General features: G+C 67.9%; 26 protein-coding genes. 12 read left to right on the plus strand and 14 right to left on the minus strand.

Translation table 11 applies throughout. From position 1 onward, the window contains the following. Positions 1-4: 4 nt before the first annotated feature. From PMES_RS01405 to PMES_RS01410, 3 genes are read left to right on the plus strand one after another with little or no spacing between them, the layout of a single operon-like run. The gene (locus PMES_RS01405) at positions 5-1300 is read left to right on the plus strand and encodes a c-type cytochrome (protein WP_159963747.1); all 1296 of its coding nucleotides are present in this window, start codon (positions 5-7) and stop codon (positions 1298-1300) included. A 3-nt stretch (positions 1301-1303) separates the two neighbouring features. Next, positions 1304-1429, plus strand: a complete 126-nt coding sequence (locus tag PMES_RS16805; RefSeq protein ID WP_268892398.1) for a hypothetical protein — start codon at positions 1304-1306, stop codon at positions 1427-1429. Next, the gene (locus tag PMES_RS01410) at positions 1422-2330 is read left to right on the plus strand and encodes a substrate-binding domain-containing protein (protein ID WP_159963748.1); all 909 of its coding nucleotides are present in this window, start codon (positions 1422-1424) and stop codon (positions 2328-2330) included. The genes PMES_RS16805 and PMES_RS01410 overlap by 8 nt, the downstream gene beginning before the upstream one ends. A gap of 12 nt (positions 2331-2342) precedes the next feature. Here the strand turns inward: PMES_RS01410 and PMES_RS01415 are convergent, their stop codons facing one another. From PMES_RS01415 to PMES_RS01425, 3 genes are read right to left on the minus strand one after another with little or no spacing between them, the layout of a single operon-like run. Next, the gene (locus PMES_RS01415; protein ID WP_159963749.1) at positions 2343-3167 is read right to left on the minus strand and encodes an ABC transporter substrate-binding protein; all 825 of its coding nucleotides are present in this window, start codon (positions 3165-3167) and stop codon (positions 2343-2345) included. Between the two features lie 13 nt (positions 3168-3180). Beyond that, a complete protein-coding gene (locus PMES_RS01420; protein ID WP_159963750.1) occupies positions 3181-3924 on the minus strand; it encodes an ATP-binding cassette domain-containing protein in 744 nt (247 codons plus the stop codon). Continuing rightward, positions 3921-4667, minus strand: a complete 747-nt coding sequence (locus PMES_RS01425) for an ABC transporter permease (RefSeq protein ID WP_159963751.1) — start codon at positions 4665-4667, stop codon at positions 3921-3923. The genes PMES_RS01420 and PMES_RS01425 overlap by 4 nt, the downstream gene beginning before the upstream one ends. Before the next feature lie 157 nt (positions 4668-4824). On the opposite strand from PMES_RS01425, the gene PMES_RS01430 reads away from it, so the two are divergent. Together PMES_RS01430 and PMES_RS01435 are read left to right on the plus strand one after the other, a co-directional pair. Beyond that, positions 4825-6060 carry a putative DNA modification/repair radical SAM protein gene (locus tag PMES_RS01430; protein ID WP_159963752.1) on the plus strand — a complete coding sequence of 412 codons (1236 nt, stop codon included), beginning with the start codon at positions 4825-4827 and terminating at the stop codon, positions 6058-6060. 8 nt (positions 6061-6068) lie between these two features. After that, on the plus strand, positions 6069-7529 hold the full coding sequence (locus PMES_RS01435; protein WP_159963753.1) for a UdgX family uracil-DNA binding protein: 1461 nt from the start codon (positions 6069-6071) through the stop codon (positions 7527-7529). A 132-nt stretch (positions 7530-7661) separates the two neighbouring features. Here PMES_RS01435 and ychF read toward each other — a convergent pair whose 3' ends face one another. After that, on the minus strand, positions 7662-8759 hold the full coding sequence (ychF, locus tag PMES_RS01440) for a redox-regulated ATPase YchF (protein ID WP_159963754.1): 1098 nt from the start codon (positions 8757-8759) through the stop codon (positions 7662-7664). Between the two features lie 65 nt (positions 8760-8824). Further along, on the minus strand, positions 8825-9016 hold the full coding sequence (locus tag PMES_RS01445) for a hypothetical protein (protein WP_159963779.1): 192 nt from the start codon (positions 9014-9016) through the stop codon (positions 8825-8827). Positions 9017-9099: 83 nt separating this feature from the next. Between PMES_RS01445 and trpA the strand changes: the two genes are divergently transcribed. After that, positions 9100-9891: a tryptophan synthase subunit alpha gene (trpA, locus tag PMES_RS01450; RefSeq protein ID WP_159963755.1), complete on the plus strand. Its 792-nt coding sequence runs from the start codon at positions 9100-9102 to the stop codon at positions 9889-9891. Positions 9892-9950: 59 nt separating this feature from the next. Here the strand turns inward: trpA and PMES_RS01455 are convergent, their stop codons facing one another. After that, on the minus strand, positions 9951-10415 hold the full coding sequence (locus PMES_RS01455) for a GatB/YqeY domain-containing protein (protein WP_159963756.1): 465 nt from the start codon (positions 10413-10415) through the stop codon (positions 9951-9953). 181 nt (positions 10416-10596) lie between these two features. Between PMES_RS01455 and carA the strand changes: the two genes are divergently transcribed. Then, complete coding sequence (carA, locus tag PMES_RS01460) at positions 10597-11754, plus strand: glutamine-hydrolyzing carbamoyl-phosphate synthase small subunit (protein WP_159963757.1); 1158 nt, start codon at positions 10597-10599, stop codon at positions 11752-11754. Positions 11755-11968: 214 nt separating this feature from the next. Beyond that, on the plus strand, positions 11969-13768 hold the full coding sequence (locus tag PMES_RS01465; protein ID WP_159963758.1) for a glycosyltransferase family 2 protein: 1800 nt from the start codon (positions 11969-11971) through the stop codon (positions 13766-13768). A gap of 18 nt (positions 13769-13786) precedes the next feature. On the opposite strand, the gene PMES_RS01470 is transcribed toward PMES_RS01465, so the two are convergent. Further along, positions 13787-14437 (minus strand): GntR family transcriptional regulator, encoded by a 651-nt coding sequence (locus PMES_RS01470; RefSeq protein ID WP_159963759.1) that lies wholly within the window; start codon positions 14435-14437, stop codon positions 13787-13789. Positions 14438-14568: 131 nt separating this feature from the next. Between PMES_RS01470 and PMES_RS01475 the strand changes: the two genes are divergently transcribed. Beyond that, positions 14569-15258 (plus strand): pyrimidine 5'-nucleotidase, encoded by a 690-nt coding sequence (locus tag PMES_RS01475; protein WP_159963760.1) that lies wholly within the window; start codon positions 14569-14571, stop codon positions 15256-15258. Further along, positions 15255-16469, plus strand: coding sequence for an FAD-dependent oxidoreductase (locus tag PMES_RS01480; RefSeq protein WP_159963761.1), 1215 nt, complete (start codon positions 15255-15257; stop codon positions 16467-16469). Before PMES_RS01475 ends, PMES_RS01480 begins: the two co-directional genes overlap by 4 nt. A gap of 71 nt (positions 16470-16540) precedes the next feature. Here PMES_RS01480 and PMES_RS01485 read toward each other — a convergent pair whose 3' ends face one another. The 3 genes from PMES_RS01485 to PMES_RS01495 all read right to left on the minus strand — a co-directional run bounded on the left by PMES_RS01485 (position 16541) and on the right by PMES_RS01495 (position 18664). After that, positions 16541-17668: an aminotransferase class V-fold PLP-dependent enzyme gene (locus PMES_RS01485; RefSeq protein WP_159963762.1), complete on the minus strand. Its 1128-nt coding sequence runs from the start codon at positions 17666-17668 to the stop codon at positions 16541-16543. Positions 17669-17747: 79 nt separating this feature from the next. Next, positions 17748-18212, minus strand: a complete 465-nt coding sequence (locus PMES_RS01490) for an Lrp/AsnC family transcriptional regulator (protein WP_159963763.1) — start codon at positions 18210-18212, stop codon at positions 17748-17750. Further along, on the minus strand, positions 18209-18664 hold the full coding sequence (locus tag PMES_RS01495; protein ID WP_159963764.1) for an Lrp/AsnC family transcriptional regulator: 456 nt from the start codon (positions 18662-18664) through the stop codon (positions 18209-18211). Before PMES_RS01495 ends, PMES_RS01490 begins: the two co-directional genes overlap by 4 nt. A 134-nt stretch (positions 18665-18798) precedes the next feature. On the opposite strand from PMES_RS01495, the gene ilvC reads away from it, so the two are divergent. Then, positions 18799-19821 carry a ketol-acid reductoisomerase gene (ilvC, locus tag PMES_RS01500; RefSeq protein WP_159963765.1) on the plus strand — a complete coding sequence of 341 codons (1023 nt, stop codon included), beginning with the start codon at positions 18799-18801 and terminating at the stop codon, positions 19819-19821. 189 nt (positions 19822-20010) lie between these two features. Next, positions 20011-20922 carry a DMT family transporter gene (locus PMES_RS01505; RefSeq protein ID WP_159963766.1) on the plus strand — a complete coding sequence of 304 codons (912 nt, stop codon included), beginning with the start codon at positions 20011-20013 and terminating at the stop codon, positions 20920-20922. A 30-nt stretch (positions 20923-20952) separates the two neighbouring features. Here PMES_RS01505 and glmM read toward each other — a convergent pair whose 3' ends face one another. The 4 genes from glmM to PMES_RS01525 form a co-directional block, all read right to left on the minus strand. Beyond that, positions 20953-22311, minus strand: a complete 1359-nt coding sequence (glmM, locus tag PMES_RS01510; RefSeq protein WP_159963767.1) for a phosphoglucosamine mutase — start codon at positions 22309-22311, stop codon at positions 20953-20955. Beyond that, a complete protein-coding gene (folP, locus tag PMES_RS01515; protein WP_159963768.1) occupies positions 22308-23318 on the minus strand; it encodes a dihydropteroate synthase in 1011 nt (336 codons plus the stop codon). Before folP ends, glmM begins: the two co-directional genes overlap by 4 nt. After that, positions 23315-24316 carry a dihydroneopterin aldolase gene (locus PMES_RS01520; protein WP_159963769.1) on the minus strand — a complete coding sequence of 334 codons (1002 nt, stop codon included), beginning with the start codon at positions 24314-24316 and terminating at the stop codon, positions 23315-23317. Before PMES_RS01520 ends, folP begins: the two co-directional genes overlap by 4 nt. 112 nt (positions 24317-24428) lie before the next feature. Continuing rightward, positions 24429-25007, minus strand: coding sequence for a cell wall hydrolase (locus PMES_RS01525; protein WP_159963770.1), 579 nt, complete (start codon positions 25005-25007; stop codon positions 24429-24431). Positions 25008-25147: the final 140 nt, after the last annotated feature.

Here is a 25147-nt window from a genome sequence, read left to right on the forward strand (position 1 = left end):
GCCCATGCGCCGCGCTCTTTGCCTGCTCCTGGCGGCAAGCGTTCCCGCGCTTGCCGCCGCCGGGGAATTCCGCACCTATCAAGGTCATGGCGGTCCGGTGATGGATATCACCGTGGCCAAGGACGGACGGCTCGCAACGGCGAGCTTCGACAACGCGGTCGGCCTCTGGTCCGGCATGACCCCAGATTGGCGGGACGGGCACCGCGCGGCGGTGAACGTCGTCACCTTCCTCCCCGATGAACGGATGGCCTCGGGAAGCGATGATTTCGACATCCTGCTCTGGGAGGGGACCGTGCCGCGCCGCCTGGGGGCGCATGCGGGAAAGGTCACCGATCTGGCGGTCTCGCCCGATGGCACCCATCTCGCCTCGGCCAGCTGGGACGGCAGCATCGGCCTCTGGCCGCTCGGCGCGGACGAGACGCAAGAGCCGCGGAGCTTCACCGGCCATGCGAGCGGCGTCAATGCCGTGGTCTTCGCCGATGACGGCAGGACGCTCCTTTCCGCCGGGGCCGACGGCACCCTGCGCCATTGGGACATCGAGACGGGCGCGAGCCGCACGCTGCTCGAGAACGGGTTCGGCATCAACAAGCTGATCCTGGCCCCGGACGAAAGCTGGCTGGCCTATGGCACGGTGGATGGCGCGACGCGGGTGATCGACCCGGCCACCGGCGCGCAGATCGCCGATTTCACGCTGGAGCGGCGCCCCATCCTCGCCCTTGCCCGCGACACGAATGGGAGCCGGATCGCGGCCGGCGATGGCGAGGGCTACATCATGGTCATCTCGACCGCCGACTGGCGCATCGAGAAGGATTTCCGCGCGACCGAGCGCGGCCCGATCTGGGCGCTCGACTTCTCCGCCGATGGCAGCGACATCCTCGCCGCTGGCCTCGAGCCCGCGGTCTATGCATGGCCACTCGACACGATGGGCGATTTCGCCCCGATCGAGGATGGCGGGCAAAGCTTCCTCGCGGCGCCGGAGACGATGGAGAACGGCGAGCGGCAATTCGCGCGCAAATGCTCCATCTGCCACACGCTGACGCCCGGAACCGCGCGGCGCGCCGGGCCCTCCCTCTACGGACTTTTCGGCCGCCGCGCCGGCAGTCTCGAAGATTACACGTATTCCTCCGCCCTCGACGGCGCGCAGATCATCTGGGACGAAACCACGATCGACGCGCTCTTCGACGAGGGCCCCGACCATTACGTCCCCGGCACCAAGATGCCGATGCAGCGCATCACCGGCGCGCAGGACCGCGCCGATCTCGTCGCCTATCTGCGCCGTGCCACCGAACCCCAGGAGTAGAAGATGAAATCCTTTCTGGCCGCCATGGTCGTCCTCGCCGCGACCGTCGTCCTCGCCCCCATGATCCTCGACGAGACCGGCTTCGCCGCATCCGAGAAATACAGCGGGCCGGACGTCAGGCTTGACTGAGGGGTCGGCCCCCGACCACCTGACCACCAAGGAGCTCGCGGCGCTGCTGCGCCTGAGCGAGCGGAAGATCTACGATCTCGCGGCGCAGGGCGAAGTGCCCTGCGTGCGTCTCGTCGGCAAGCTTCTCTTTCCGCGCGACAGGATCGAGACGTGGATCGCCGCGGCGCGCTCGGGTCCCGACCTGCCGCCGCCCCTTCCCGCCATCGTGGCCGGCAGTCATGATCCGCTGCTCGACTGGGCCCTGCGCGAAAGCGGCAGCACCCTCGCGGCCTATTTCGACGGAAGCCATGACGGGCTCGACCGGCTCGCCGGGCGCGCCGCCCTGGCCGCCGGCCTGCATATCGAGGGCAAGGCGGTGGATGACGCCGCGCCCGCCGGCTGGAACGTGGAAGCCTGCGCGGCGCGCCTGTCGACCCGCCCCGTCGCCCTGGTCGAATTCGCCTGGCGAATGCGGGGCCTTCTGGTGGCGCCCGGCAATCCGCATGGCATCGACGGTATCGCCGCCCTGGCGGGACGACGCGTGGCGCGCCGGCAGCCGAGCGCGGCCAGCGCATCGCTGCTCGAGAGGTTGCTGAAGGGCGCCGGCATCGCGCCGCATGACCTTGCAGGCCCGGCAAGCCCGGCGCGCACCGAGGCCGACATCGCCACGATGATCGGCGAGGGCGCCGCGGATGCGGGCCTTGGCCTCGCCAGCGTCGCCGCGCAGGCCGGCCTCGATTTCGTGCCGCTGCTGCGCGAGCGCTTCGATCTGTGCTTGTGGCGCAGCGCCGCCTTCGATCCCCCGCTGCGCCGCCTTCTCGATTTCCTGCGCACCGAACGCTTCGCCCAGCGTGCGGCGCGCATGGGCGGCTACGATGTCAGCGGTGCGGGGCAGATCGTCTGGAACAGCCCCGCCCCCTGATGGTCGCCCGGCTCAGCCGGCATTGGGGAAGAAGACCTGCTCTCCATTCGCGCGGAATGCCGCGATCGCGGCTTGTCCGCGGGGGCCGGTCAGCCAATCGATGAAGGCCTGTCCCTCTTCGGCGTGAACGAAGGGATGCCGCTCGGGATTGACCAGGATAACGCCGTATTGGTTGAAGAGCGCCGGATCGCCCTCGAAGACGATCTCGAGCGGACCCTTGTTGCCGAAGGCGATCCAGGTCGCCCTGTCGGTCAAGGCATAGGCCTCCATCCCCGCCGCGATGTTGAGCGTCGCGCCCATGCCCTGCCCCGTCTCGCGGTACCACGCCTGCGCCGCGCGGCCCGGCTCCTCTCCGGCGGCCGCCCACAGGGCGCGCTCGGCCTTGTGCGTGCCGCTGTCATCCCCGCGCGAGGCGAAGGGCGCCCCGGCTTGCGCGATCGCCTGCAGGGCGGCGGGCGCATCGACGGCGGCGCGGACCCCCGCGGAATCGTCGCCCGGTCCCACGAGGACGAAGTCGTTATACATCACGTCGCGCCGCTCGAGACCGAAGCCCGCCTCGACGAAAGCCTCCTCGTCCGGCTTGGCATGGACAAGGAGCACGTCGCCGTCACCGTTCGCGGCGTTGCGGATGGCTTGGCCCGTGCCCACGGCGACCACCCGCACCGGGATGCCGGTCTCTTGCGTGAACTGCGGCAGGATCCCGTCGAACAGTCCCGAATTCTGTGTCGAGGTGGTCGATTGCACGGTGATTGCGCGCGGCTCTGCGGCAAGCGGTGCTGGCAGGCCCGCGGCAAGCGCCCCGCTCACGCCAGCGCAAAGGGCGATAAGTTTGATCATGGTGAATATCCTTTCACGGATCGAGGTAAAGAGAACCATCGAGATAGGCCCGCCCGGCGCCCGAGACCGGGCCGGCGAAGAACTCCGCCGCCGGGCCCTGTTCGGCGATACGGCCGCGATGCAGGAGCAGAACCTCGTCTCCGAGCCGGCGGGCCTGGCCGGGATCATGGGTGACCATGACCACCTTCGTCCCCTGCCGCGCGGCGGACCGGATCAGCGCCTCGATGGAGGAGGTGGCCGCGGGATCGAGGCTGGCGCTCGGCTCGTCGAGAAAGAGGATGGCCGGCGACACGCTGAGCGCCCGGATCATCGCGAGCCGCTGCTGCTCGCCGCCCGAGAGGCTTCGCGCCGGCTGGCCCGCGCGATCCCCGAAGCCGTGCCGCGAAAGAAGCTCGCGCACCGAGCGATGCCGTTCGGCACGGCCGATCCCCGCGATCTTCAGCGCGAAGTCGAGATTGGCGAAGACCGACCTGCGCAGCAGGACCGGACGCTGGAACACCATCGACTGCACGCCCGGCGGCGCGGCGATGGTGCCCTCGTCGGGAAGAACGAGTCCGTGCAGCAGCCGCAGCAGCAGGCTCTTGCCCGCGCCATTTGCACCCAGCACCATGGTGACGCCGCCGGGGGCAAGGCCGAGCTCGTCGATGGAAATGCGCAGGACGCCGCCGGCCGACTTGCGCAACCCGCGCACGCGCAACCGGGCACGGAACGCCTCGCCGCCCGGCGTCAGGGCTTCGTGGCGCACCGCCGCGTTCATCGCGCCCCCGCCATCTGCGGCCCCGTGCCAGACGCGGACGGGCCCGACGGGGACGCGCCGTCGCGCCCCACGATACTCACGGCGACATTCACCAGCAGGGCGATGAGGATGAGGACGCTGCCCAGCGCGAGGGCGAGATCGAGATTGCCCTTGGATGTCTCGAGCGCGATCGTCGTGGTCATCACGCGTGTCGCATGATTGATGTTCCCGCCGACGATGAGGACCGCGCCGACCTCGGCGATGGCCCGCCCGAACCCCGCGAGGGCGGCGGTGATGAGCGCGGCGCGCCCGTCCCTGATGAGGGTCGGGATCGCACCGAGGCGGCTCTGGCCAAGGGAGGTGAGCTGCTCTGCGTATTCGTCCCACAGGCCTTCCAGCGCGCTGCGGCTCAGCGCGGCGATGATCGGCGTGACGAGGACGGCCTGCGCGGCGATCATCGCGGTCGGCGTGTAGAGAAGCTCGAGCGGACCCAGCGGACCTGCGCGGGAAAGCAGAAGGTAGAGCGCGAGGCCGACCACCACCGGCGGCAATCCCATCAACGCGTTGAGCACGGTGATGATCGCGCGGCGTCCCGGCGGGCGCGACACGGCAAGCCAGGCCCCGAGCGGCATCCCGATCGCCGCCGCGATCACCACGGCCCCCAGAGAGACCTGCAAGGAGAGGATGACGATCGCCCACAGGTCCCCATCCCCCGAAAGGATCAACCACAGAGCCGAGAGGAATGACTGTGAAAAATCCTGCAAACTACTGCGTTCTTTCCTGCCATTGCGTGCACGCGGTATTTGATGCAGGAAATTGCGCCGAATGTCCAGTGGATGACGGGGTGTGACGGGGGTCGCTTGCGCCGCGCGTTTTGCCGCAGATCCTTGTTTCGCGGCGTTTGGAACATATTATGAACCCATGAGCAAAATGACCCTGAACGAGAAGCTCGCGATCCTGTCGGACGCGGCGAAATACGACGCTTCCTGTGCCTCGAGCGGCAGCACGAGGCGCGACAGTCGCGACGGCAAGGGCCTCGGGAGCAACGAGGGCTCGGGGATCTGTCACGCCTATGCGCCGGATGGCCGATGCATCAGCCTGCTGAAGATCCTGATGACGAATTTCTGCATCTATGACTGCGCCTATTGCGTGAACAGGGTGTCGTCCAACGTGCGGCGCGCACGCTTCACGCCCGAGGAAGTGGTCGAGCTGACACTGGAATTCTATCGCCGGAACTATATCGAGGGGCTGTTCCTGAGCTCGGGCATCATCCGCTCTCCCGATGCCACGATGAGCGACATGGTCCAGATCGCGCGCTCGCTGCGCAAGGAGCATAATTTCAGGGGCTACATCCATCTCAAGACGATCCCCGACGCCTCCGCGGACCTGATCGCCGAGGCGGGCCTCCTGGCGGACAGGGTTTCGATCAATGTCGAGCTTCCGACCGACGAGGCGGTGAAGAGCTTCGCCCCCGAGAAGGATCCTGCCACGATCCGCAAGGCGATGGCGGATGTGCGCATGCGCCGCGAGGCCGCGACCGAGAAGAGCCATACCGGGCGCCGCGCGCCGCGTTTCGCGCCGGCCGGCCAGTCGACGCAGATGATCGTCGGCGCCGACGGGGCGAATGACACCACGATCCTTGGCAATTCGACCCGGCTCTATGCCAGCTATGGATTGAAGCGGGTCTATTACTCGGCCTTCTCCCCGATCCCCGACGCGACCGCGAAACTGCCCCTCGTGCGCCCTCCGCTCGAGCGCGAGCATCGCCTCTACCAGGCGGACTGGCTCTTGCGGTTCTACGGCTTCGATCTCCACGACATCACCTCGGGGACGAAGGACGGCAATCTCGATCTGCATATCGATCCGAAACTTGCCTGGGCGCTGAACAACCGGCATCACTTCCCGGTCGACGTGAACACCGCGCCCCGCGAGATGCTGCTCAGGGTGCCCGGCTTCGGCGTGAAGACGGTGAACCGCATCCTCGGCACCCGGCGCCACCGCGCGCTGCGCTACGAGGACCTGACACGGCTCGGGGCCTCCCTAAAGAAGGCGAAGAGCTTCATAACCGCCGCCGGCTGGTCACCGGACGCGCTGATCGACAGCGAGAGCCTGCGCGCGCGTTTCGCGCCCCCGCCCGAGCAGCTGAGCCTGTTCTAGAGCACGCGATGCTCCATGTCGCCCATATGCCCCCGATCGGCACGCTCGCGGCTTGGCGCGACGCCGCGCGCCGCGGGCTCACCCTCGGGATCGAACCGCAGGACATGCTCTGGACCTTCGGCGCGGAGCCGTCCGGCCTCTTCACCGGCACCCCCCTCCCGCAGGAGATCCCGCAGGCGGCGATGACGGTGCCGCGCAGCTTCGTCGAGCTGGCCTCGAACGTGGTCTGGCACAGCGATCCCGAACGTTTCGCGCAGCTCTACGCGCTTCTTCACAGGCTGCGCCGAACGGCTGGCCTGATGGAGGATCGCGGCGACCCCGCGCTTGCCCGCCTGCGCGCGGCCGAGAAGCAGGTCACGCGCGACAAGCACAAGATGAAGGCGTTCGTGCGGTTTCGCGAGATCGAGCGGAAGACCCCCGGCCGGCGCAGGTTCGGTGCCTGGTTCGAACCCGATCACCATATCGCCGAACCCCTTGCCCCGTTCTTCGCGCGCAGGTTCGGTGACATGGACTGGATCATCGCCACGCCGCAGGCCTGTATCAGCTTCGAGAGCGGGCGGGTCGATATCGCGCCAGGCAGCGCCCGGCCCGATCATCCCGATGATGCCACAGAGGCGCTCTGGACCACGTATTTCAGGAACATTTTCAATCCGGCCAGATTGAAGATCAAGGCGATGCAGGCCGAGATGCCGAAGAAGTACTGGAAGAACATGCCCGAAACCGCCTCCATTCCCGACCTGATCGCCAATGCCGAGCAGCGCGCACGCGCCATGCAGGACGCGGCTCCGACGCTCCCGCCCCTGCGCAGCCATCGCATCCTGGATGCCGCCGCGGATGCCCGCCCCCCGGCGGAGGAAAGCTCCGATCAGCCCGATACGCTGGACGCACTGTCGCGCGCCGAGGCCGCCTGCCGGCGCTGCCCCCTCCATGCGAATGCCACGCAGGTCGTTCCGGGAAGCGGACCGCAGGATGCCACCATGATGATCGTCGGCGAGCAGCCCGGCGACCGGGAGGACCTCGAAGGGCGCCCCTTCGTCGGGCCCGCCGGACAGCTGTTCGACACCGTGGCGGCCGAGGCCGGCCTCGATCGCGACCGTGCCTTCGTCACGAATGCGGTGAAGCACTTCAAGTTCACCCCGCGCGGAAAGAGGCGCATCCACGCGCGCCCCGACGCCGGCGAGGTCCGCGCCTGCAAGTGGTGGCTCGATGCCGAATTGCGAATCGTCCGGCCCAAACTGATCGTCGCCATGGGCGCGACCGCGGCCGCGAGCCTGACGGGGACGGGAAAGGGCATCACCAAGCGGCAAGGAGCGATCGAGCCCGGCCCGCAGGGCATACCGGTCCTGTTGACGGTGCACCCGAGCTACCTTCTGCGCATTCCCGAGCCGGCGGCGCGCGCCGAGGCCACGGCGCGGTTCAGGGGTGATCTGGAACAGGCTGTCCGCACGCTGGCCACCCTGTCCGATTGATCCCGCAGGGCGCGCGACTTCTACCGCCCGGCAAAGGTATTTTCACGAAGCTGAAGGAAACGGTGCGCGCCCTTTTCAGCTTCGCTCAAATACCTCCCGCGCGGAGCGCATTCGAAGGGCGCGCCCCAAGGCTCAGGCGTTGAAGAGGAAGTGCAGCACGTCGCCGTCCTTTACGAGGTAGCTTTTTCCCTCGACACGCATCTTTCCCGCATCCTTGGCACCCTGCTCTCCGCCCAGCGCGGTAAAATCGTCATAGGCGATCGTCTCGGCACGGATAAAACCCCGTTCGAAATCCCCATGGATGACCCCTGCGGCCTGCGGTGCCAGCGTGCCCTCGCGGATGGTCCAGGCGCGCGCCTCCTTGGGCCCGACCGTGAAATAGGTCTGCAATCCCAAAAGCTCGTATCCCGCGCGGATCAGGCGGTCGAGGCCGGGCTCCTCGAGCCCCATCTCGCCAAGGAACATCTCCGCTTCGTCCTTGTCGAGCTGGGCGATCTCTTCCTCGATCTGCGCCGAGATCACGACAGTGCCCGCGCCCTGCTCGGCGGCCATCTGCGCGACCCGCTCCGATTGCGCGTTGCCCGTGGCCGCGTCGCCCTCCGACACGTTGCAGACATACAGGATCGGCTTCGACGTTAGCAGCTGAAGCATCTTCCAGCCCTTCATGTCGTCGGGATCGATCTCGACCACGCGGGCCGGTCGCCCTTCCTCGAGCGCCGCCTGCGCCGCCTTGAGCAAGCGTTCGTGCTGAATCGCCTCCTTGTCACCCCCGCGCACCTTGCGCGTCAGGCCCTGGAGGCGCCGCTCGATACTGTCGAGATCGGCAAGCATCAGCTCCGTCTCGATCGTCTCGGCATCGGCGATCGGGTCAACGCGCCCCTCGACATGGGTCACGTCACCATCCTCGAAGCAGCGCAGAACATGGGCGATCGCATCGCATTCGCGGATATTGGCCAAGAACTGGTTGCCGAGGCCTTCTCCCTGGCTCGCGCCCTTCACCAATCCCGCGATGTCCACGAAGGTCATCCTGGTAGGAATGACCTGCTTGGACTTGGCGATACCCGCCAGACGGTCGAGCCGCGCATCCGGCACCGCCACCTCGCCCACATTCGGCTCGATGGTGCAGAACGGGAAATTCGCCGCCTGAGCCGCCGCAGTGCGCGTGAGCGCGTTGAACAGCGTCGACTTGCCCACGTTCGGCATCCCGACGATACCCATCTTGAAACCCATGCCGCGTCCTTTCCCGTATCCGATCGCGGCATATGGGGTCTGGCAGGGCGGATCGTCAAGGAGGGCTAGCGGGCGCGGCGGTCCGCATGCGTCTGGTAGATCAGGATCCAGGCCAGCAATATGAAGATCGGATGGCCCAGGCCGCCGCTGATCAGGATGGCCGGCAGCCAGATCAGGAAAACGATGATGGACAGGATCGGCCGACCCGTGAGCAGGATCGACAAGGGCGGGAGCAACAGGGCGAGTACATAATTCATGCACCCATAGATAGGATCCCTTCTGCCATTGAACATCCCCCCCGCCTGTTGCAACACGAAAGGATGCCTCTAGGGAGAATGCCATGACCCGGATCGACGATACATTCGCCGCCCTTCGCAGCGAGGGACGCCGCGCCTTCGTCGCCTACGTGATGGCGGGCGATCCGGATTACGCGCGGAGCCTGCAGCTGGTGAAGGGTCTTCCGGGAGCGGGCGTGGACATCATCGAGCTTGGCCTGCCCTTCACCGACCCGATGGCCGATGGCGGCACGATACAGCTTGCCGGGCAACGTGCCCTCGAAGCCGGGATGACGCTTCAGAAGACGCTTCAGCTCGCCCGCGAGTTCCGTGCCGAGGACAGCACCACGCCGCTCGTTCTGATGGGTTATTACAACCCGATCTATTCGCGCGGCGTCGACAAGTTCCTCCACGATGCCAAGCAGGCCGGGATCGACGGGCTGATCATCGTCGATCTGCCGCCCGAGGAGGATCACGAGCTGTGCCTGCCCGCGCAGGAGGCGGGGCTGAACTTCATCCGTCTCGCCACGCCCACGACCGATGACGCGCGCCTGCCGACGGTGCTGACCAATACAAGCGGCTTCGTCTATTACGTCTCGATCACCGGCATCACCGGCAGCGCCGCGCCCAAGGCGCCCGAGGTCGCGCCGGAAGTGGCGCGGATCAAGGCCCGCACCGACCTTCCGGTGGTCATCGGCTTCGGGATCAGGACCCCCGAGGCGGCCCGCGAGATGGCCGCCGCCGCCGATGGCTGCGTCGTGGGTTCGGCAATCGTGTCGGAAATGGCCGAGGGCAAGCCGGTGGAGGAGATCCTGGCCTTCGTCTCCCGCCTTGCCGAAGGGGCGCATGGCGCCTGAGATAAGGGATGCAGGGCCCACCGGCCCCCTGAAATTCGGGGTGCCGGCGGCGATCGCGGTCAGGTGAGGCGCTGCTTCACCTTCGGCCCGACGAGGCCGAAATCGATCTGTCCGGTATAGCGCTCCTTCAGCTCGCCCATGACGCGGCCCATGTCGCGGATCGAGCTGGCGCCGGTCCGCTCGATCGACGCCGCGATCGCCTTGTCGACCTCCTCCTCGGAAAGCCTGCGGGGAAGGAACTCCTCGATCACCGTGATCTCCTCGATCTCGCGCGCCGCCAGTTCGAGCCGCCCGCCCTCCTCGTAGGCACGGGCGCTTTCCTGCCGCTGCTTGACCATCTTGCCGAGGATGCCGCGGATCTCGGCATCGCTGACGCCGGTCTCGCTGCTTTCCTCGCTCCCGCGCAGCGCGATGTCGCGGTCCTTGATCGCCGCGTTGACAAGGCGCAGGGTCGACAGGCGATCCTTGCGCTTTTCCTTCATCGCTTCCTTGAGGGCCGCCGAAAGGCGCGTTCTGAGATCCATGATCCTGCCTGTCCATCCTGTATTGCGCAAGCGGGGCACGGTAGCCCAGCGCCCCTGCCGTGACAACTGCCGCGGCACCGCCCACGGGCACCGCCGGTGGGCCTTGACCGTATTTGTCGACTTCCCTAGATTGCGCCAGATTTGCCTTGGCGGCCCTCGCCGCCCAACCGGAAAGCCTGTCATGCCAGCCGCACACCGCACCGCTCCGACCGCCTGCCTCGCCCTCGCCGACGGGAGCGTGTTCTACGGACGCGGGTTCGGCGCTACGGGCCAGACGGTGGCCGAGCTGTGCTTCAACACCGCGATGACCGGCTACCAGGAGATCATGACCGATCCCTCCTATGCGGGGCAGATCGTGACCTTCACCTTCCCCCATATCGGCAATACCGGGGTGACGCCCGAGGATGACGAGACCTCCGATCCGGTCGCGGACGGGATGATCGTGAAATGGGACCCGACCGAGCCGAGCAACTGGCGCGCCACGGATGCGCTCGGCGCGTGGCTGGCCCGCCGCGGCCGCATCGGGATCGGCGGGATCGACACGCGGCGCCTGACCCGCGCGATTCGCCAGCAGGGCGCGCCGCATGTCGCCATGGCCCACGATCCGGACGGCAATTTCGACATCGAGGCGCTGGTCGCAGCGGCCCGCGGCTTTCCCGGCCTCGAAGGGCTCGACCTGGCCAAGAACGTGACCTGTTCGCAATCCTACCGCTGGGACGAGATGCTGTGGTCATGGCCCGAGGGCCATGTGCGGCGCAGCACGCCGGGCCACCGCGTCGTCGCCGTCGATTACGGCGCCAAGCGCAACATCCTGCGCAGCCTCGCCTCCGCGGGGTGCGACGTGACCGTCCTGCCGGCGAGCGCGACGGCCGAGGATGTGCTGGCGCATGATCCGCAAGGCCTGTTCCTGTCGAACGGTCCCGGCGATCCGGCCGCGACCGGCGAATATGCCGTGCCGATGATCCAGCAGATCCTGCGCGACACGCGGCTTCCGGTTTTCGGCGTGTGCCTTGGGCACCAGCTTCTGGCCCTGTCGCTCGGCGCCAGGACGGTCAAGATGAACCACGGCCACCACGGGGCCAACCACCCGGTCAAGGATGTGGATACGGGCAAGGTCGAGATCACCTCGATGAACCATGGCTTCACCGTCGACAGCCAATCGCTCCCGAGCGGTGTGCGGGAGACCCACGTCTCGCTCTTCGACGGATCGAATTGCGGGATCAGGCTCGCCGACCGGCCGGTCTGGTCGGTGCAATACCACCCCGAGGCAAGCCCCGGGCCGCAGGACAGCTATTACCTCTTCGAGCGTTTCTCGAAGGCGATGACCGACGCGGCCTGATCCATCGGCGCCGCGGCGCTTTCCCTGTTCCGTCTGCGCGATCCGGGGGATCTGCCCTCGCTCGTTAACCTTGCATTAACCAAGCCGGCTTAGCCTCGGTCACGGCATTGCAGCGGGGTTGGCGATGGCAGTCATCGGGCAGAATCTGGCCATGCGTCCGCAAGGCGGCGCCCCCGCCGTGAGGGAGAGCGGGCCGCGGCGATCGATCGGGGAAATGCTCGTTGCGGCGGGGCTGCTCAAGCCGCGCGACTGCGATTGGGCCCTGGCGCGGCAACGTCAGCACAAGGCCCCGATCGGACATATCCTCATGGCGCACGGGCTGGTGGAGGAAATCGCGTTCTACAAGGTCCTGGCGCGCCAATACGGGGCGCTCTACGTCGATGCGACCGCGTTCCATGCCCAACCGACCGCGCTCGAGAGGCTGGGTCCGACCTTTTGCCTGCAGAACGGTCTGATCCCGATCGGCAGGATGGGCGGCGCGATGCTGATCGCCAGCGCGCGGCCCGAACTTTTCGAGCAGTTGCGCCGCGGGATCGAGATGCGGGCAGGACCGATCCTGATGGCGGTCACCACCCAGAGCCAGCAGCGGACCGCCCTGACGGCCATCAAGTCCCACGCCCTGGTCGCCGAAGCCGAGCGTGCCACGGCCCCGCGCGAGAGCTGCCGCGGCACGCGGGCCCGCGTGATAATCGCCGCGGCCGCCTGCGCGGTGCCCGCAGCGGCCGTCATCGCGCTTTTCCGGCCGGTGGAGGTCTTCACCGTCATGACCGTGGCCGCCCTCGCCGTCCTGCTGATCAATACCGTCTTTCTCGCCACGGTGGCCGGCATCGGCGCGGCGCGCGCGATGTGCCGCACCGCGCACGGCGCACCGGTGCCCGCGCCCCTTCCCCGCATCTCCCTGCTCGTTCCGCTTTTCGACGAGATCGGAATCGTGGATGCGCTGGGCCGCAGGATCATGGCGCTCGACTATCCCGCCGAGTTGATCGATCTGTGCCTGATCGTCGAGGCGGGCGATTTCGCGACGCGCGCGGCGCTTGACCGCGCTCCTTTTCCGCGCTGGGCACGCGTGGTCACGGTGCCCCCGGGCACCATCCGCACCAAGCCGCGCGCGATGAATTACGCGCTCGATTTCTGCGACGGCGAGATCGTCGGGATTCTCGACGCGGAGGACGCGCCCCCGCCAGACCAGCTTCTGCGCGTGGCCGCGCAATTCGCCGCGGCTCCCCCGGAGACGGCCTGCCTGCAAGGCGGGCTGAACTTCTACAATGCCCGTGCAAGCTGGATTTCGCGCTGCTTCGTGATCGAATATGCCCTGTGGTTCAGGATCGTCCTGCCGGGCCTGCGCGCCTTGCGCCTTGCGATCCCGCTCGGCGGCACCACGGTCTATTTCAGGCGCCGCGCGCTCGAGGCTCTCGGCCGCTGGGATGCCCATAACGTCACCGAGGACGCCGATCTGGGCATCAGGCTGTCCCGTTACGGCTTCGATGTCGACATCCTCGACAGCGTCACCCTCGAGGAGGCCCCGGTCAGGGCCCTTCCGTGGATCAGGCAACGCTCGCGCTGGTTGAAGGGATACGCGATGACCTATGCCGTGCACATGCGCAATCCCGCCCGGCTCTGGCATGACATGGGCGCCTGGCGCTTCGCCGGCGTGCAGCTTCTCTTCGCCGGCACCCTGCTGGGGTTCCTGCTCACGCCATTCCTGTGGAGCTTCTGGCTTCTGCTGCCCGGCGGCTGGCACCCTTGGGAGGCGGCGCTTGGCGAGGCCGGCCGCGAGGCGATCCTCGCGGTGCTTTTGGGCGCGGCTTTCGTCGGCGCCGCCGCGCAGATCATCGCGATGGCCATGGGCGGGCATCTGCGGCTGCTGCCCTTCGTGCTTCTGTTGCCGGTCTATTTCGCGATGGCGACGCTCGCCCTGACCAAGACCCTGGTCGAAGCGATCTTCCTGCCCTTCTTCTGGGACAAGACCACGCATGGCGTCTCGCAGCCTGACCCAGTTCGCCAGGAGGGCTGAGCGCCGCGCGGCGGCCACTCACTCTCCCGGTGCGCTGGCCGCGTCGTGGCGAAGCCTGGTCTCGAACGCCTTCGAAATATGCATCTTGAGCGCCTCGAAGGCACCATCGCCATCTCCGGAGGCAATGGCCGCAACGATCTGGTCATGTTCGTCGAGCGCATCCGCACCGCGCCCGTCGACGGCCAGGGATGTCGTGGCCAGAAGGGCCATCGAGCGGTGCACGAGGTCGAGCTGTTGCACGAGGTAGCGATTGTGCGACGCGAGATGGATCTGCTTGTGGAAGCGGCGATTGGCGCGGCTGAGCGCGTTGGGATCGTCAATCAGCGCCCTGTCCTCCCGGGCCATCGCGCTGAGCACGCGCACTTCCTCGGCGGTGGCATGGCGGGCCGCGAGACGGGCGGCGAGCCCCTCGAGCTCGGTGCGTACGACATAGAGTTCGGCCAGCTGGTTGTGGTCGAGCGACGCGACGATCAGGCTGCGCCCGTCGCGCGCCAGGAGCGACTGCGTCTCGAGCCGCTGCAACGCCTCGCGGATCGGGGTGCGCGAGACGCCGAACCGCTCGGCAAGCTCGCTCTCGACCAGGCGGTCGCCGGGGCGGTAGGTTCCATGATCGATGGCCGCGAGGATCAGCGAATAGGCGTCGTTCTGCGGCTGTCTGGGCTCGGCCATCGGTCCTCCGAAAAAGGCAATGGCGCAGAGTAATCCGGCCCGCGGCGCCTGTGCAAGCGTTGCCTCCCTCACGGACCGGCGCGGCGCCGGCCGCTTGCACCGCGCAGCGCCGCGCCCTAGCCTGCGCGCCCATGGATACCACGTTATTCTCGCATGTGACCCACTGGGTCTTCGATCTCGACAACACGCTCTATGCGCCCGAATTGCGGCTCTTCGATCAGATCGAGCGCAAGATCGTCGATTACGTGATGCGCAGCCTTCGCGTGGACCGCATCGAGGCCGACCGCCTGCGCCACCATTACTGGCGGACCTACGGCACGACGCTGGCGGGCTTGATGCACGAGCACGGGGTCGATCCCGATCCCTACCTCGTCGATGTCCACGACATCTCCCTCGAGCGGCTCGCGGCCGAGCCGGCACTCGCGGGGGCGATCGCCGCGCTGCCCGGGCGCAAGATCGTCTATACCAACGGCTCGGCGCCCTATGCGCGCCGGGTGCTCGAGGCGCGCGGGCTCGACGGGCTCTTCGACGCGGTCTACGGGGTGGAGAATGCCGGCTACAAGCCCAAGCCCGACCGCGCCGCCTTCGATGCGATCTGGCTGCTCGACGGGCTCGACGTGCGCAACGCCGCGATGTTCGAGGACGACCCGCGCAATCTTCTGGCGCCGCACGAAATGGGGATGCGCACCGTACACGTGGCCCCGCAGGCCGCCCCTGCGGCCCATATCCACCACCATACATCCGCATTGGCCGAGTTTCTTGCGCACTTGGCCGGTGAAGGCTTTGCACCCGGCACGCGCCGCCCTAGATCACGGTCATGAGCCGGCAAAAATTCGACATCGTGATCTCCGGGGCCGGCATTGCCGGGCTGACGGCAGCCGCCGGGCTGGCGGCGCGGGGCTTCGAGGTCTGCGTGCTCGATCCCGCACCGCCGCCCACCACGAACGATGCGCCAGGCTCCGATCTGCGCTCGACCGCCTATCTCGCGCCCGCGCGCGCGCTGCTCGATGCGACTGGGCTGTGGCAGGCGCTCGCCCCGCATGCGACGCCGCTCGATGCGCTGGAGCTGTGCGACACTGCCGGCTGGCCGCCGATGCTGCGCGATACCCGCCGCTTCGCGGCCCGGGAGCTCGGGCTCGATTGTTTCGGCTGGAACGTTCCGAACTGGCGCGCGCGCGCTCTTCTGGCCGCCCATCTTTCGGAGCAGGACGGCGTCGATCTGCGCTTCGGGCGCAGTTTCGCGGCGATGACGACGCGTGAGGGCATGGCGATCCTGCGGCTCGACGATGGAACGCGGATCGAGACGCGCTTGCTGATCGGCGCCGACGGTCGGGCCTCGGCGGTTCGGGAAGCGGCGGGGATCGATGTCACGCAGCGCCGTTACGGCCAGAAGGCCCTTGCCTTCGCGGTCACGCACGAGCGGGCGCATGAGAATGTCTCGCGCGAGATCTACAACAGCGGCGGCGCCTTCACCACCGTTCCCCTGCCCGATCACGAGGGCAGGCCCGCCTCGGCGATCGTGTGGATGAATGACGGGCGGCGCGCGATCGAGCTTCGGGACATGTCCCCGGAGGCATTGTCGGAGGCGCTCGCCCTGCGTTCGATGAACCTGCTGGGCCCGATGCGCGCCATCACGGCGATCGCGTCCTGGCCGGTAATCACGCAGACCGCGCGGCGTCTGACCTTCCAGCGGGGCCTGCTGATGGCCGAGGCGGCCCATGTGCTGCCGCCGATCGGGGCGCAGGGGCTCAACACGTCGCTGCGCGACGTGGATTGCCTGCTCGATCTGCTGGAGCCGGGCGCCGATCCGGGCGCGCGATCCCTGCTCGACGCCTATGCGGCGCGGCGTCAGCGCGACACGGCGCTGCGCGCGGCGGCGATCGATCTTTTCAACAGGGTCTGCCAGTCGCGCATCGACGCGGTCCAGGAGCTGCGCCTGGCCGGTCTGCGCTGCGCCCATGACGCGGCGCCGCTGCGGCGCGGCCTGATGCGCGCGGGCCTGGGCGCGGGATCGGACGGGACCCGGGACTGAACGGGAAACAGAACGGGGCGCGGCCTGACGCGGGCAGCCGCCCGATGACGGCCGCCCCTTGAGATGCCGCCCTAGAAGACCGCGTCGAGCGCCTTGTCCAGCCGGGCGAGGCTCGCATCCACATCGCGCAGCTTGTCGAGGCCGAAAAGGCCGAGACGGAAGGTCTCGAACCCCTCACCCTCGCCCACCATCAGCGGCACGCCGGCGGCGATCTGCATGCCCTGTTCCGCGAAGGCCTTGCCGGTCTTCACATCCGCCCGGTCGGTATAGCTGACCACGACGCCGGGCGCTTCGAAACCCGGCGCGGCCACGGAGGCGATACCGCGGGCGGCGAGCATCTTGCGCACCTCACGCCCCTGCCGCCACTGCGCCTGCGCAAGCTGCTCGAACCCCTCCTCGCGGGTCTCGCGCATCGTGTCGCGAAAGACGCGCAGCGCATCGGTCGGCATCGTCGCGTGATAGGCATGCCCGCCATTCTCGTAGGTTTCCATGATCGACAGCCATTTGCCGAGATCGGCGGCGAAACTCGAGGATTTCGTGGCCTTCACCTGTTCGAGCGCCGCTTGGCTCAGCATCACGCATCCAGCGGCGGGAGAGGCGGACCAGCCCTTTTGCGGCGCCGAGATCAGCACATCCACGCCGGTCGCCTTCATGTCCACCCAGACGCAGCCCGACGCAATGCAGTCGAGCACGAAGAGCCCGCCCACCTCGTGCACGGCCTGCGACACCGCGCCCAGATAGTCGTCCGGCAGGATCATGCCCGAACTGGTCTCGACATGCGGGGCGAAGACCATCTGCGGGCGCTCCTCGCGGATGCGCGCGGTGACCTCTTCGATAGGGACGGGCGCGAAGGGGGCCTTGGGATCGTTGCCGGTGCGCCGCGCCATCAGCACGGTCTCCTTGGAGGGAATGCCGCCCATCTCGAAGATCTGCGACCAGCGATAGGAGAACCAGCCATTGCGGATCACCATCACCTCGCGATCGGTGGCAAGCTGCCGGGCGACCGCTTCCATGGCGAAGGTGCCGCCGCCCGGAACCAGGGCCACCCCGTCGGCGCCATAGACATCGCGCAGCATCCGCGACAGATCGCACATCACCCCCTGGAAGGCGGCGCTCATGTGGTTGAGGGAGCGATCGGTGAAGACGACGGAATATTCGAGCAGCCCGTCTGGATCGATATCATTGCGCAGCGCGGTCATGGAAAACTCCTTTCAGACTGCCGCCCTGCTTACCCGAACGGGCAGCCCGGACAAGAGCGCCGATCGTCGCAAGTTCGCCTCAGAGGGGGCCGGCAAGACGCTCCTCGCTCAGAAGGACATTGGCCTCGACATTGCCCACCCCCGGAAGGGTCAGCACACGGCGGCGCAGGACGCGCTCGAAATCGGCAAGGTCGCGGGCCACGACCCTGAGCCTGTAATCGTAGAGACCGAGCACATGCTCGACCGTCTGCACCTCGGGGATAGCCGTGATCGCCCGCTCGAAATCGTCGAGGCTGACACGGCCGCGCGCGCCGAGCTTCACCCCGAGAAAGACCGTTACACCGAATCCGAGGGCTTCGAGGTCGAGATCGAGCTTCCGCCCCGCCAGGATGCCGGCCTCGTCGAGACGGCGGATGCGGCGCCAGACGGCCGGCTGGCTGAGCCCCAGCTCACGGCCGAGTGCGGGGGTCGAGCGGGTGGCGTCGGCCTGCAGCGCCCGCAGGATCGCGAGGTCGGTCTCGTCGGGCAGCAGTGGCGCGCTCATATCGGCAGGCGCTCGTCGGTCTTGATCGTGGCGACATGCATGAGGGATTCGATGTCCGCGATATGTGGCAGGGCGAGGATGCGCTTGCGGTAGATGTCCTGGTAATGGGGCATGTCGCGCGCGATCACCGCCAGCCGCACGTCGACCCGCCCCAGGAAGGTCTGGATCTCCACCACCTCGGGCACCTGCCTCGCGGCGGCGAGGAACATGTCGAAGGCATCCCGGTGCGCCTTGTCGAGCGTGAAGCGCAAGGAGACCCGGACAGCATAGCCAAGGGCGGTCCAGTCGATGACGCCGCGCTGCCCCTTCAATATTCCCGCCTGGCGCAGCCGCTCGAAGCGCCGGGTGGCCATCGCGACTCCGACGCCGGCCCGCGCGGCAAGCGCCTGCACCGTCGCGGCAGGGTCGGATTGAAGCTGGCGAAGCAGGCGCCTGTCCGTATCATCGAGCATAGGTATTTATACGAAGCTGAACTCCAGCAAATAGAAAAAGCGTCCGAGCGGTACAAAACATGCGGAACTAGTGGTGACGCGGGGTGGAAGGCTGCGTATCTTCCGCTCCGCACAGTTACTGAAAGGACAGCGCCATGCGCGTTTATTATGACCGCGATTGCGACATCAACCTGATCAAGGACAAGAAGGTCGCGATCCTGGGCTATGGCAGCCAGGGCCATGCCCATGCGCTGAACCTGCGCGATTCGGGCGCCAAGAACCTTGTCGTGGCGCTGCGCGAAGGCTCGCCGAGCCGCGCGAAGGCCGAGGGCGAGGGCCTGCAGGTGATGGGGATCGAGGAAGCCGCCGCCTGGTGCGACCTGATCATGTTCACCATGCCCGACGAGCTGCAGGCCGAGGTGTATCGCAAGCATGTCCATGACAATCTCAAGGAAGGCGCGGCCATCGCCTTCGCCCACGGCCTGAACGTACATTTCGGCCTGATCGAGCCCAAGGCCGGCGTCGATGTCATCATGATGGCGCCCAAGGGCCCCGGCCACACGGTGCGCGGCGAGTATGTCAAGGGCGGCGGCGTTCCCTGCCTCGTGGCGGTCCACCAGGACGCGTCCGGCAAGGCCATGGAAATCGGCCTGAGCTATTGCTCGGCCATCGGTGGCGGCCGCTCCGGCATCATCGAGACCAACTTCCGCCAAGAATGCGAAACCGACCTCTTCGGTGAGCAGGCCGTTCTCTGCGGCGGCCTCGTGGAGCTGATCCGCATGGGCTTCGAGACCCTGGTCGAGGCCGGCTACGAGCCCGAGATGGCCTATTTCGAGTGCCTGCACGAGGTGAAGCTGATCGTGGACCTGATCTACGAGGGCGGCATCGCCAACATGAACTACTCGATCTCGAACACGGCCGAGTATGGCGAGTATGTCTCGGGCCCGCGCATCCTGCCCTATGACGAGACCAAGAAGCGCATGAAGGACGTGCTGACGGATATCCAGAACGGCAAGTTCGTGCGCGACTTCATGCAGGAAAACGCCGTGGGCCAGCCCTCGTTCAAGGCCACGCGCCGCCTCAACGACGAACACCAGATCGAGCAGGTCGGCGAGAAGCTGCGCGGCATGATGCCGTGGATCTCCGCAGGCCGCATGGTCGACAAGTCCAAGAACTGAGCATTTCCGCACGCCATGTTCCGCATGGCGGGCGGGCCGCGATCCGGGGACGGCCGCTCTGCCCCCCGGATCGCTCCGGACCTTCCTTAACCTGCATCTTTCGGGCATAGGCCCGATGGCCTGCCGCATGCCGCGGCGATCGCTGCCTGCGAAAGACCCCCACCCCATGACCATCCGATCGCCACGTCCATGACCTCGGCCCCCACCGCGCAGAACTGGGCCTCGATCCTGCTGCTCGGCGTCATCTGGGGCGGCACGTTCATGGTGGTCTCCGTCGCCCTGCGCGATCACGGCCCGCTTACCGTGGCCGCCGCACGCACCGGGCTCGGCGCCGCAGCCCTCGCCGCGCTGATGGCCGTGCTGCGCCGTCCGCTGCCGCGCGATCGCAGGGTCTGGGCCTTCGCGGTGCCGATCGGGCTGCTCTCGACCGCGCTGCCCTTCTTCCTGCTCAGCTGGGGCCAGCAGCATGTCCCTTCGGCCTTCGCCGGGCTTTCGATGGCCGCGCTGCCGCTCTTCGTGCTGCCGCTGGCGCATTTCTTCTCCGACGAACCCCTGTCGTTGCGCCGCCTTGCCGGGGTCATCCTCGGCTTTTCGGGAGCGGCGATCCTCCTGGGTGGCGGGCTGTCGCAGGGCGGCGCCGGGCCGGACGGCGCCGAGGCATTGGGCCGGCTCGCCTGTCTCGCCGCGGCGCTGTCCTACGTGGTGGCCTCGATCCTCACGCGGCGCTGCCCGGTGGTTGACGCGATCACCCTGTCGGCCCTGACGCTGGGCATCGGTACGGTCGTCCTCGTGCCGCTGATGTTCGTGGTGGAAGGGGCACCGAGGATCACCGGCACGCTCTCGGATTACGCGCTCGTCTTCCTCGGCCTCGTGCCCACGGCGCTTGCCGCGCTGATCCGGGTGCAGGTGATCCGAAGCGCCGGATCCGTCTTCATGACGCTGGTCAACTACCAGGTGCCGCTCTGGTCGATGGGCTTCGGCGCCCTGCTTCTGTCGGAGGCGCTGCCGCTGCGCTTCTTCGCGGCGCTCGCGCTGATCCTCGCGGGGCTGGCCACGAGCCAATGGGGCGCGCTGCGCCGCCTTTTTCGCGGCGGGGCCTGACAAAGCGCGCGCGGGGGAATGACGGCCGGCCTACCCGGCCGCGTCGGATGCCCGCTCCACCTTGTCCACGATGCTGCCGACGACCTCGTTCAGAAGGCCGTCATCCTCCGATTCGGCCATGACGCGGATCAGCGGCTCGGTTCCCGACTTGCGGATCAGCAGGCGTCCGTTCCCCGAAAGCCGCTTTTCCGCCGCGGCGATCTCCTCGCGCACGGACGGGTCGTCAAGCGGATCGACATCACCTCTGTAGCGCACGTTCCTGAGCAGCTGCGGCACGGTCGAAAAGCTCCGCGTCAGCTCGGAGGCACGGCGCCCGGTCCGCACCATTTCTCCAAGGAACTGCAACCCGGCGATCAGCCCGTCGCCGGTGGTGGCATGGTCGGTCATCACGATATGGCCCGATTGCTCGCCGCCGAGGTTGAAGCCGCCGGCGCGCATCGCCTCGACCACGTAGCGGTCCCCGACACCGGTGCGATGCAGGTCGATCCCCTGCTCGCGCAGGTAGCGCTCGAGCCCGAGATTGCTCATGACCGTGGCCACCAGCGTGCGCCCGGCAAGGCGGTCCTCGGCCGCCCAGCGCGCCGCGAAAAGCGCCATGATCTGATCACCGTCGGCGACCCGCCCGGTCTCGTCGATCAGCATCACACGGTCCGCGTCTCCATCGAGGCAGATGCCGATATCGGCGCCGTTCTCGAGCACCGCCCGCGATGCGGCCTGCGGCGCGGTGGAGCCGCAGCCGTCGTTGATGTTGCGTCCGTCGGGCGTCACGCCGATGGCGATCACCTCGGCGCCCAGCTCCCACAGGACTTCGGGCGCCGCGCGGTAGGCCGCGCCGTTGGCGCAGTCGACGACCACCTTCATCCCGTCGAGCCGTTGACCGGTCGGGAAGGTGAACTTCACACGCTCATTGTAGCGCGCGCGCCCGTCGTCGATCCGCTTGGCCCGCCCGATATTGGCCGCCTGCGCCGGGGCCACGCCGCTTTCGACAAGCTCTTCGATCCGCGCCTCCGCCTCGTCGCTGAGCTTGAAGCCGTCGGGCCCGAAGAACTTGATGCCGTTGTCGTAATGCGGATTGTGACTGGCCGAGATCATCACGCCCACATCGGCGCGCATCGAGGTGGTCAACATCCCGACCGCCGGGGTTGGCACCGGGCCGAGCAGCAGCACGTTCATCCCCGACGAGGTGAAGCCGGCCGTCAGCGCGTTCTCGAACATGTAGCCCGACAGCCGCGTATCCTTGCCGATCACCACGCGGTGCACGGTCGTGTCGTCATGGCGCCGGAAATACCGCCCCGCCGCCGCGCCGAGCCGCATCACCATCTCGGCGGTCATCGGTGCGCTGTTGGCGGTGCCGCGCACCCCGTCGGTTCCAAAAAGTTTCCGGTTCACGATGCTTCTCCGTCAATCGAGCTTTGCCACAGGGTCACGGCCTGGCGTGTCGCGGCCATATCATGGACCCGGACGATCTGAACCCCCTGCGCAATGCAGGCGAGGGCCACGGCGATCGATCCGGGCATTCTATCTGCCGCGTCGGGCGCCCCGCCCAGCGTGCCGATGAAGCGCTTGCGCGAGGCCCCGAGCAGGATCGCGCAGCCCAGACCGTGAAACACCGAGATGCGCGCGAGCAAGGCAAGATTGTGCTCGAGCGTCTTGCCGAAACCGATGCCCGGATCGACGACGATCCGCTCGCGGGCGATCCCCGCCGCCACTGCCGCCGCGACACGCTCCTCCAGATGGGCGTAGACTTCGCACAGCACATCGTCGTAGCGCGGATCGGCCTGCATCGTCTGCGGATCGCCCTGCGAATGCATCAGGCAGATGGGAAGTGCCCGCGCGCGGGCAACCTCGGCCATCTCGGGATCGTGCAGCATGGCGGAGACGTCGTTCAGCAGGCCCGCCCCAGCCCGCGCCGCGGCCAGCGCGACGGGCGCGTTGCGCGTATCGATCGAGATCAGGCCCGGCCAGCGCGCGGCGAGGGCCGCGATCACGGGCTCGGTGCGCGCCGTCTCCTCCTCGAGCGCGACGGGACTGGCGCCGGGGCGGGTCGATTCCCCGCCGATATCGAGGATGTCGGCCCCCGCCTCGATCAGCGCATGCGCGCCCTCGGCCGCCTTCTGCTCGCCGTCATGAAGACCGCCATCGGAGAAGCTGTCGGGCGTGGTGTTGAGGATCGCCATGATGCGCGGGCGATCCAGCGTGAGCTGGCCCAGCGGAGCGCGGGGCGCGGTGAGGCGCCGCCGCGCCTCCCCCGGCATGTCCCGCGCCTCGATCACCTCCCGCGTGCCCGGCGCGATCCGCTCGACATGGGTGAACCAGCACCAGCCGCCGGCCAGCGTCAGGGCGCTTTCGGGCCGGACCGGGCCGGACTGGACCAGCGGGCGGTAGAGCACGCTCATCGTTCCGTCCCCCGCGCGGAGTTGGATGGGCCGGATCGGGGCGGAACCGGGTCCGCCGGCAGCGCGGGATCATCGGAGGCGCTGGCCGCCACGGGGATCGCGGCCAACCCCTCCCCGCCGCCCGCCTCGCGCGGCGCGTCCGCCCCGACAAAGAGGAGCGCGCGGGCCTGCATGAGCCGCGCGAACCATGCGGCCAGTGCCGGGCCATCCCCGGCCCCCGCACCGGGCGGGCGCACGCTGTCGAGCACCAGCTTCGAGGGCGCCCAGACGGTGATCTGGTCATGGCGCATCGACCAGTCGAGCTCGGTCCTGGTGCCGACCACGACGCATCGCCTGTCGCGCCCCGCGAGGACCCAGGCGTTCTGCTCGATCGCCAGGAGGTCGATCCTGCGCTGGGCCGCGGCTTGTTCGGCGCGCGGACGCGGCAGATCGCCCGGACCCACGCACAGGATCGCCGGCGCGCCCCGCGCCACCAGCGCATCGAGCCAGCCGGCGAGCGCGGGGCTCGCGATGGCGCTGTTGGACAGGTAGACGACCGTCGGGGCCGGCGTCCCGGACGGCATGGACGCATCGATCTCGCGCTTCGCCGCGCTGCGCACGATCTCCACGCCGAGCGCGCCCGGGCCACGGTCGAGCTTCTCGATCCGCACGAAGCAGCGCTGTGCCTGCGGTGCGCGGAGGATTCGCTCGGCGATGCGCTCGGCAAGGGTTTCCAGCAGGTTGAGACGCTCCGCCTCGAGCTCGGCGGCAATCGCCTCGAGCAGCGTGTCGTAGCTCAGGATGCGGTCCACGTCGTCGGTGCGCGCGGCATCGTGCGGCGCGACCTCCACGACGAGGTTGAAGCAGACGCGCTGGGTGGTGCCGCGCTCGAGCTGGAAGGCACCGATCTCGACCTCGACGACATGGTCGCGCAGGGAGATCCGGTCGAGCGGCTGCGTGCTCGTGGCCTCGGCACGGACTTCGGGATGCTCGAAAGCATGACGGGTCTCGTTCGGCATCGTCCCACTCCTTGGCCAGCACGCCCCGCATAACGCGCAAGCCCGCCGAACGAAAGTGCGCGGCGGGCCGGTCGATGTCTGGTGCTGCCGCGTCGCGGCGGCAAGCGCGGGATCACCCCAGGGAATAGAAGATATGCGCGCCGATGGTCGCGGTCTTGTCGAAACTGCGCGACCAGCTCGGGGAGACCTGCTTGGTATGATAGAACGTGGCGCCGCGGGTCAGCTTGCGCGGCGCGCCATCGAGCATCATCGCCGCGATCTTGCCGACCTTGCGCCAGGCCTTCTTCTCATGGACCACCTCGGCGCGGCCGTCACAGGCATAGGAGAACTGGCACTGGTACTTGCGCCCCGTCCCCTGGTTGACGACACCGCAGACCGTCTTGGGGAACCTTTTGCTATCCACGCGGTTGAGGATCACTTCGGCAACGGCGGTGATGCCGGCGATCGTCTCGCCCCGGGCCTCGAAATAGAGCGCCTCGGTCAGGCATTCCCACTGCTTGCCCCCCGCGGCGGGCGCGGCAGATGACAGGGTCGCGGCGGTGATCGCGGGTGCGGGTTCGGGATCGTTGCGGGGCACGAGAACCTGTGGCAGCAGGTTACCGGTCCGGGCCTCGACCTCGGGGCGGGATGCGCCCAGCAGGGTGTCGAGATTGCGATTGAGCTGAACACTCGGATCGTTCGATTGGCTCATGATAATGTCGGAATGGGCAGTAAGCGGCGCGGTGGAAAAAGCCGTGCATAAGGCAACGGCGCGCGTCAGGCGCGTCAAGTTCATGTGTCCCCCAAGTCTCATTCGGTAGTTCAACGGGTTGCAGAAGCCCGTTTCCGATA

Origin of the sequence: Profundibacterium mesophilum KAUST100406-0324, assembly GCF_009835145.1 — a bacterium.
GTDB lineage: Bacteria > Pseudomonadota > Alphaproteobacteria > Rhodobacterales > Rhodobacteraceae > Profundibacterium > Profundibacterium mesophilum.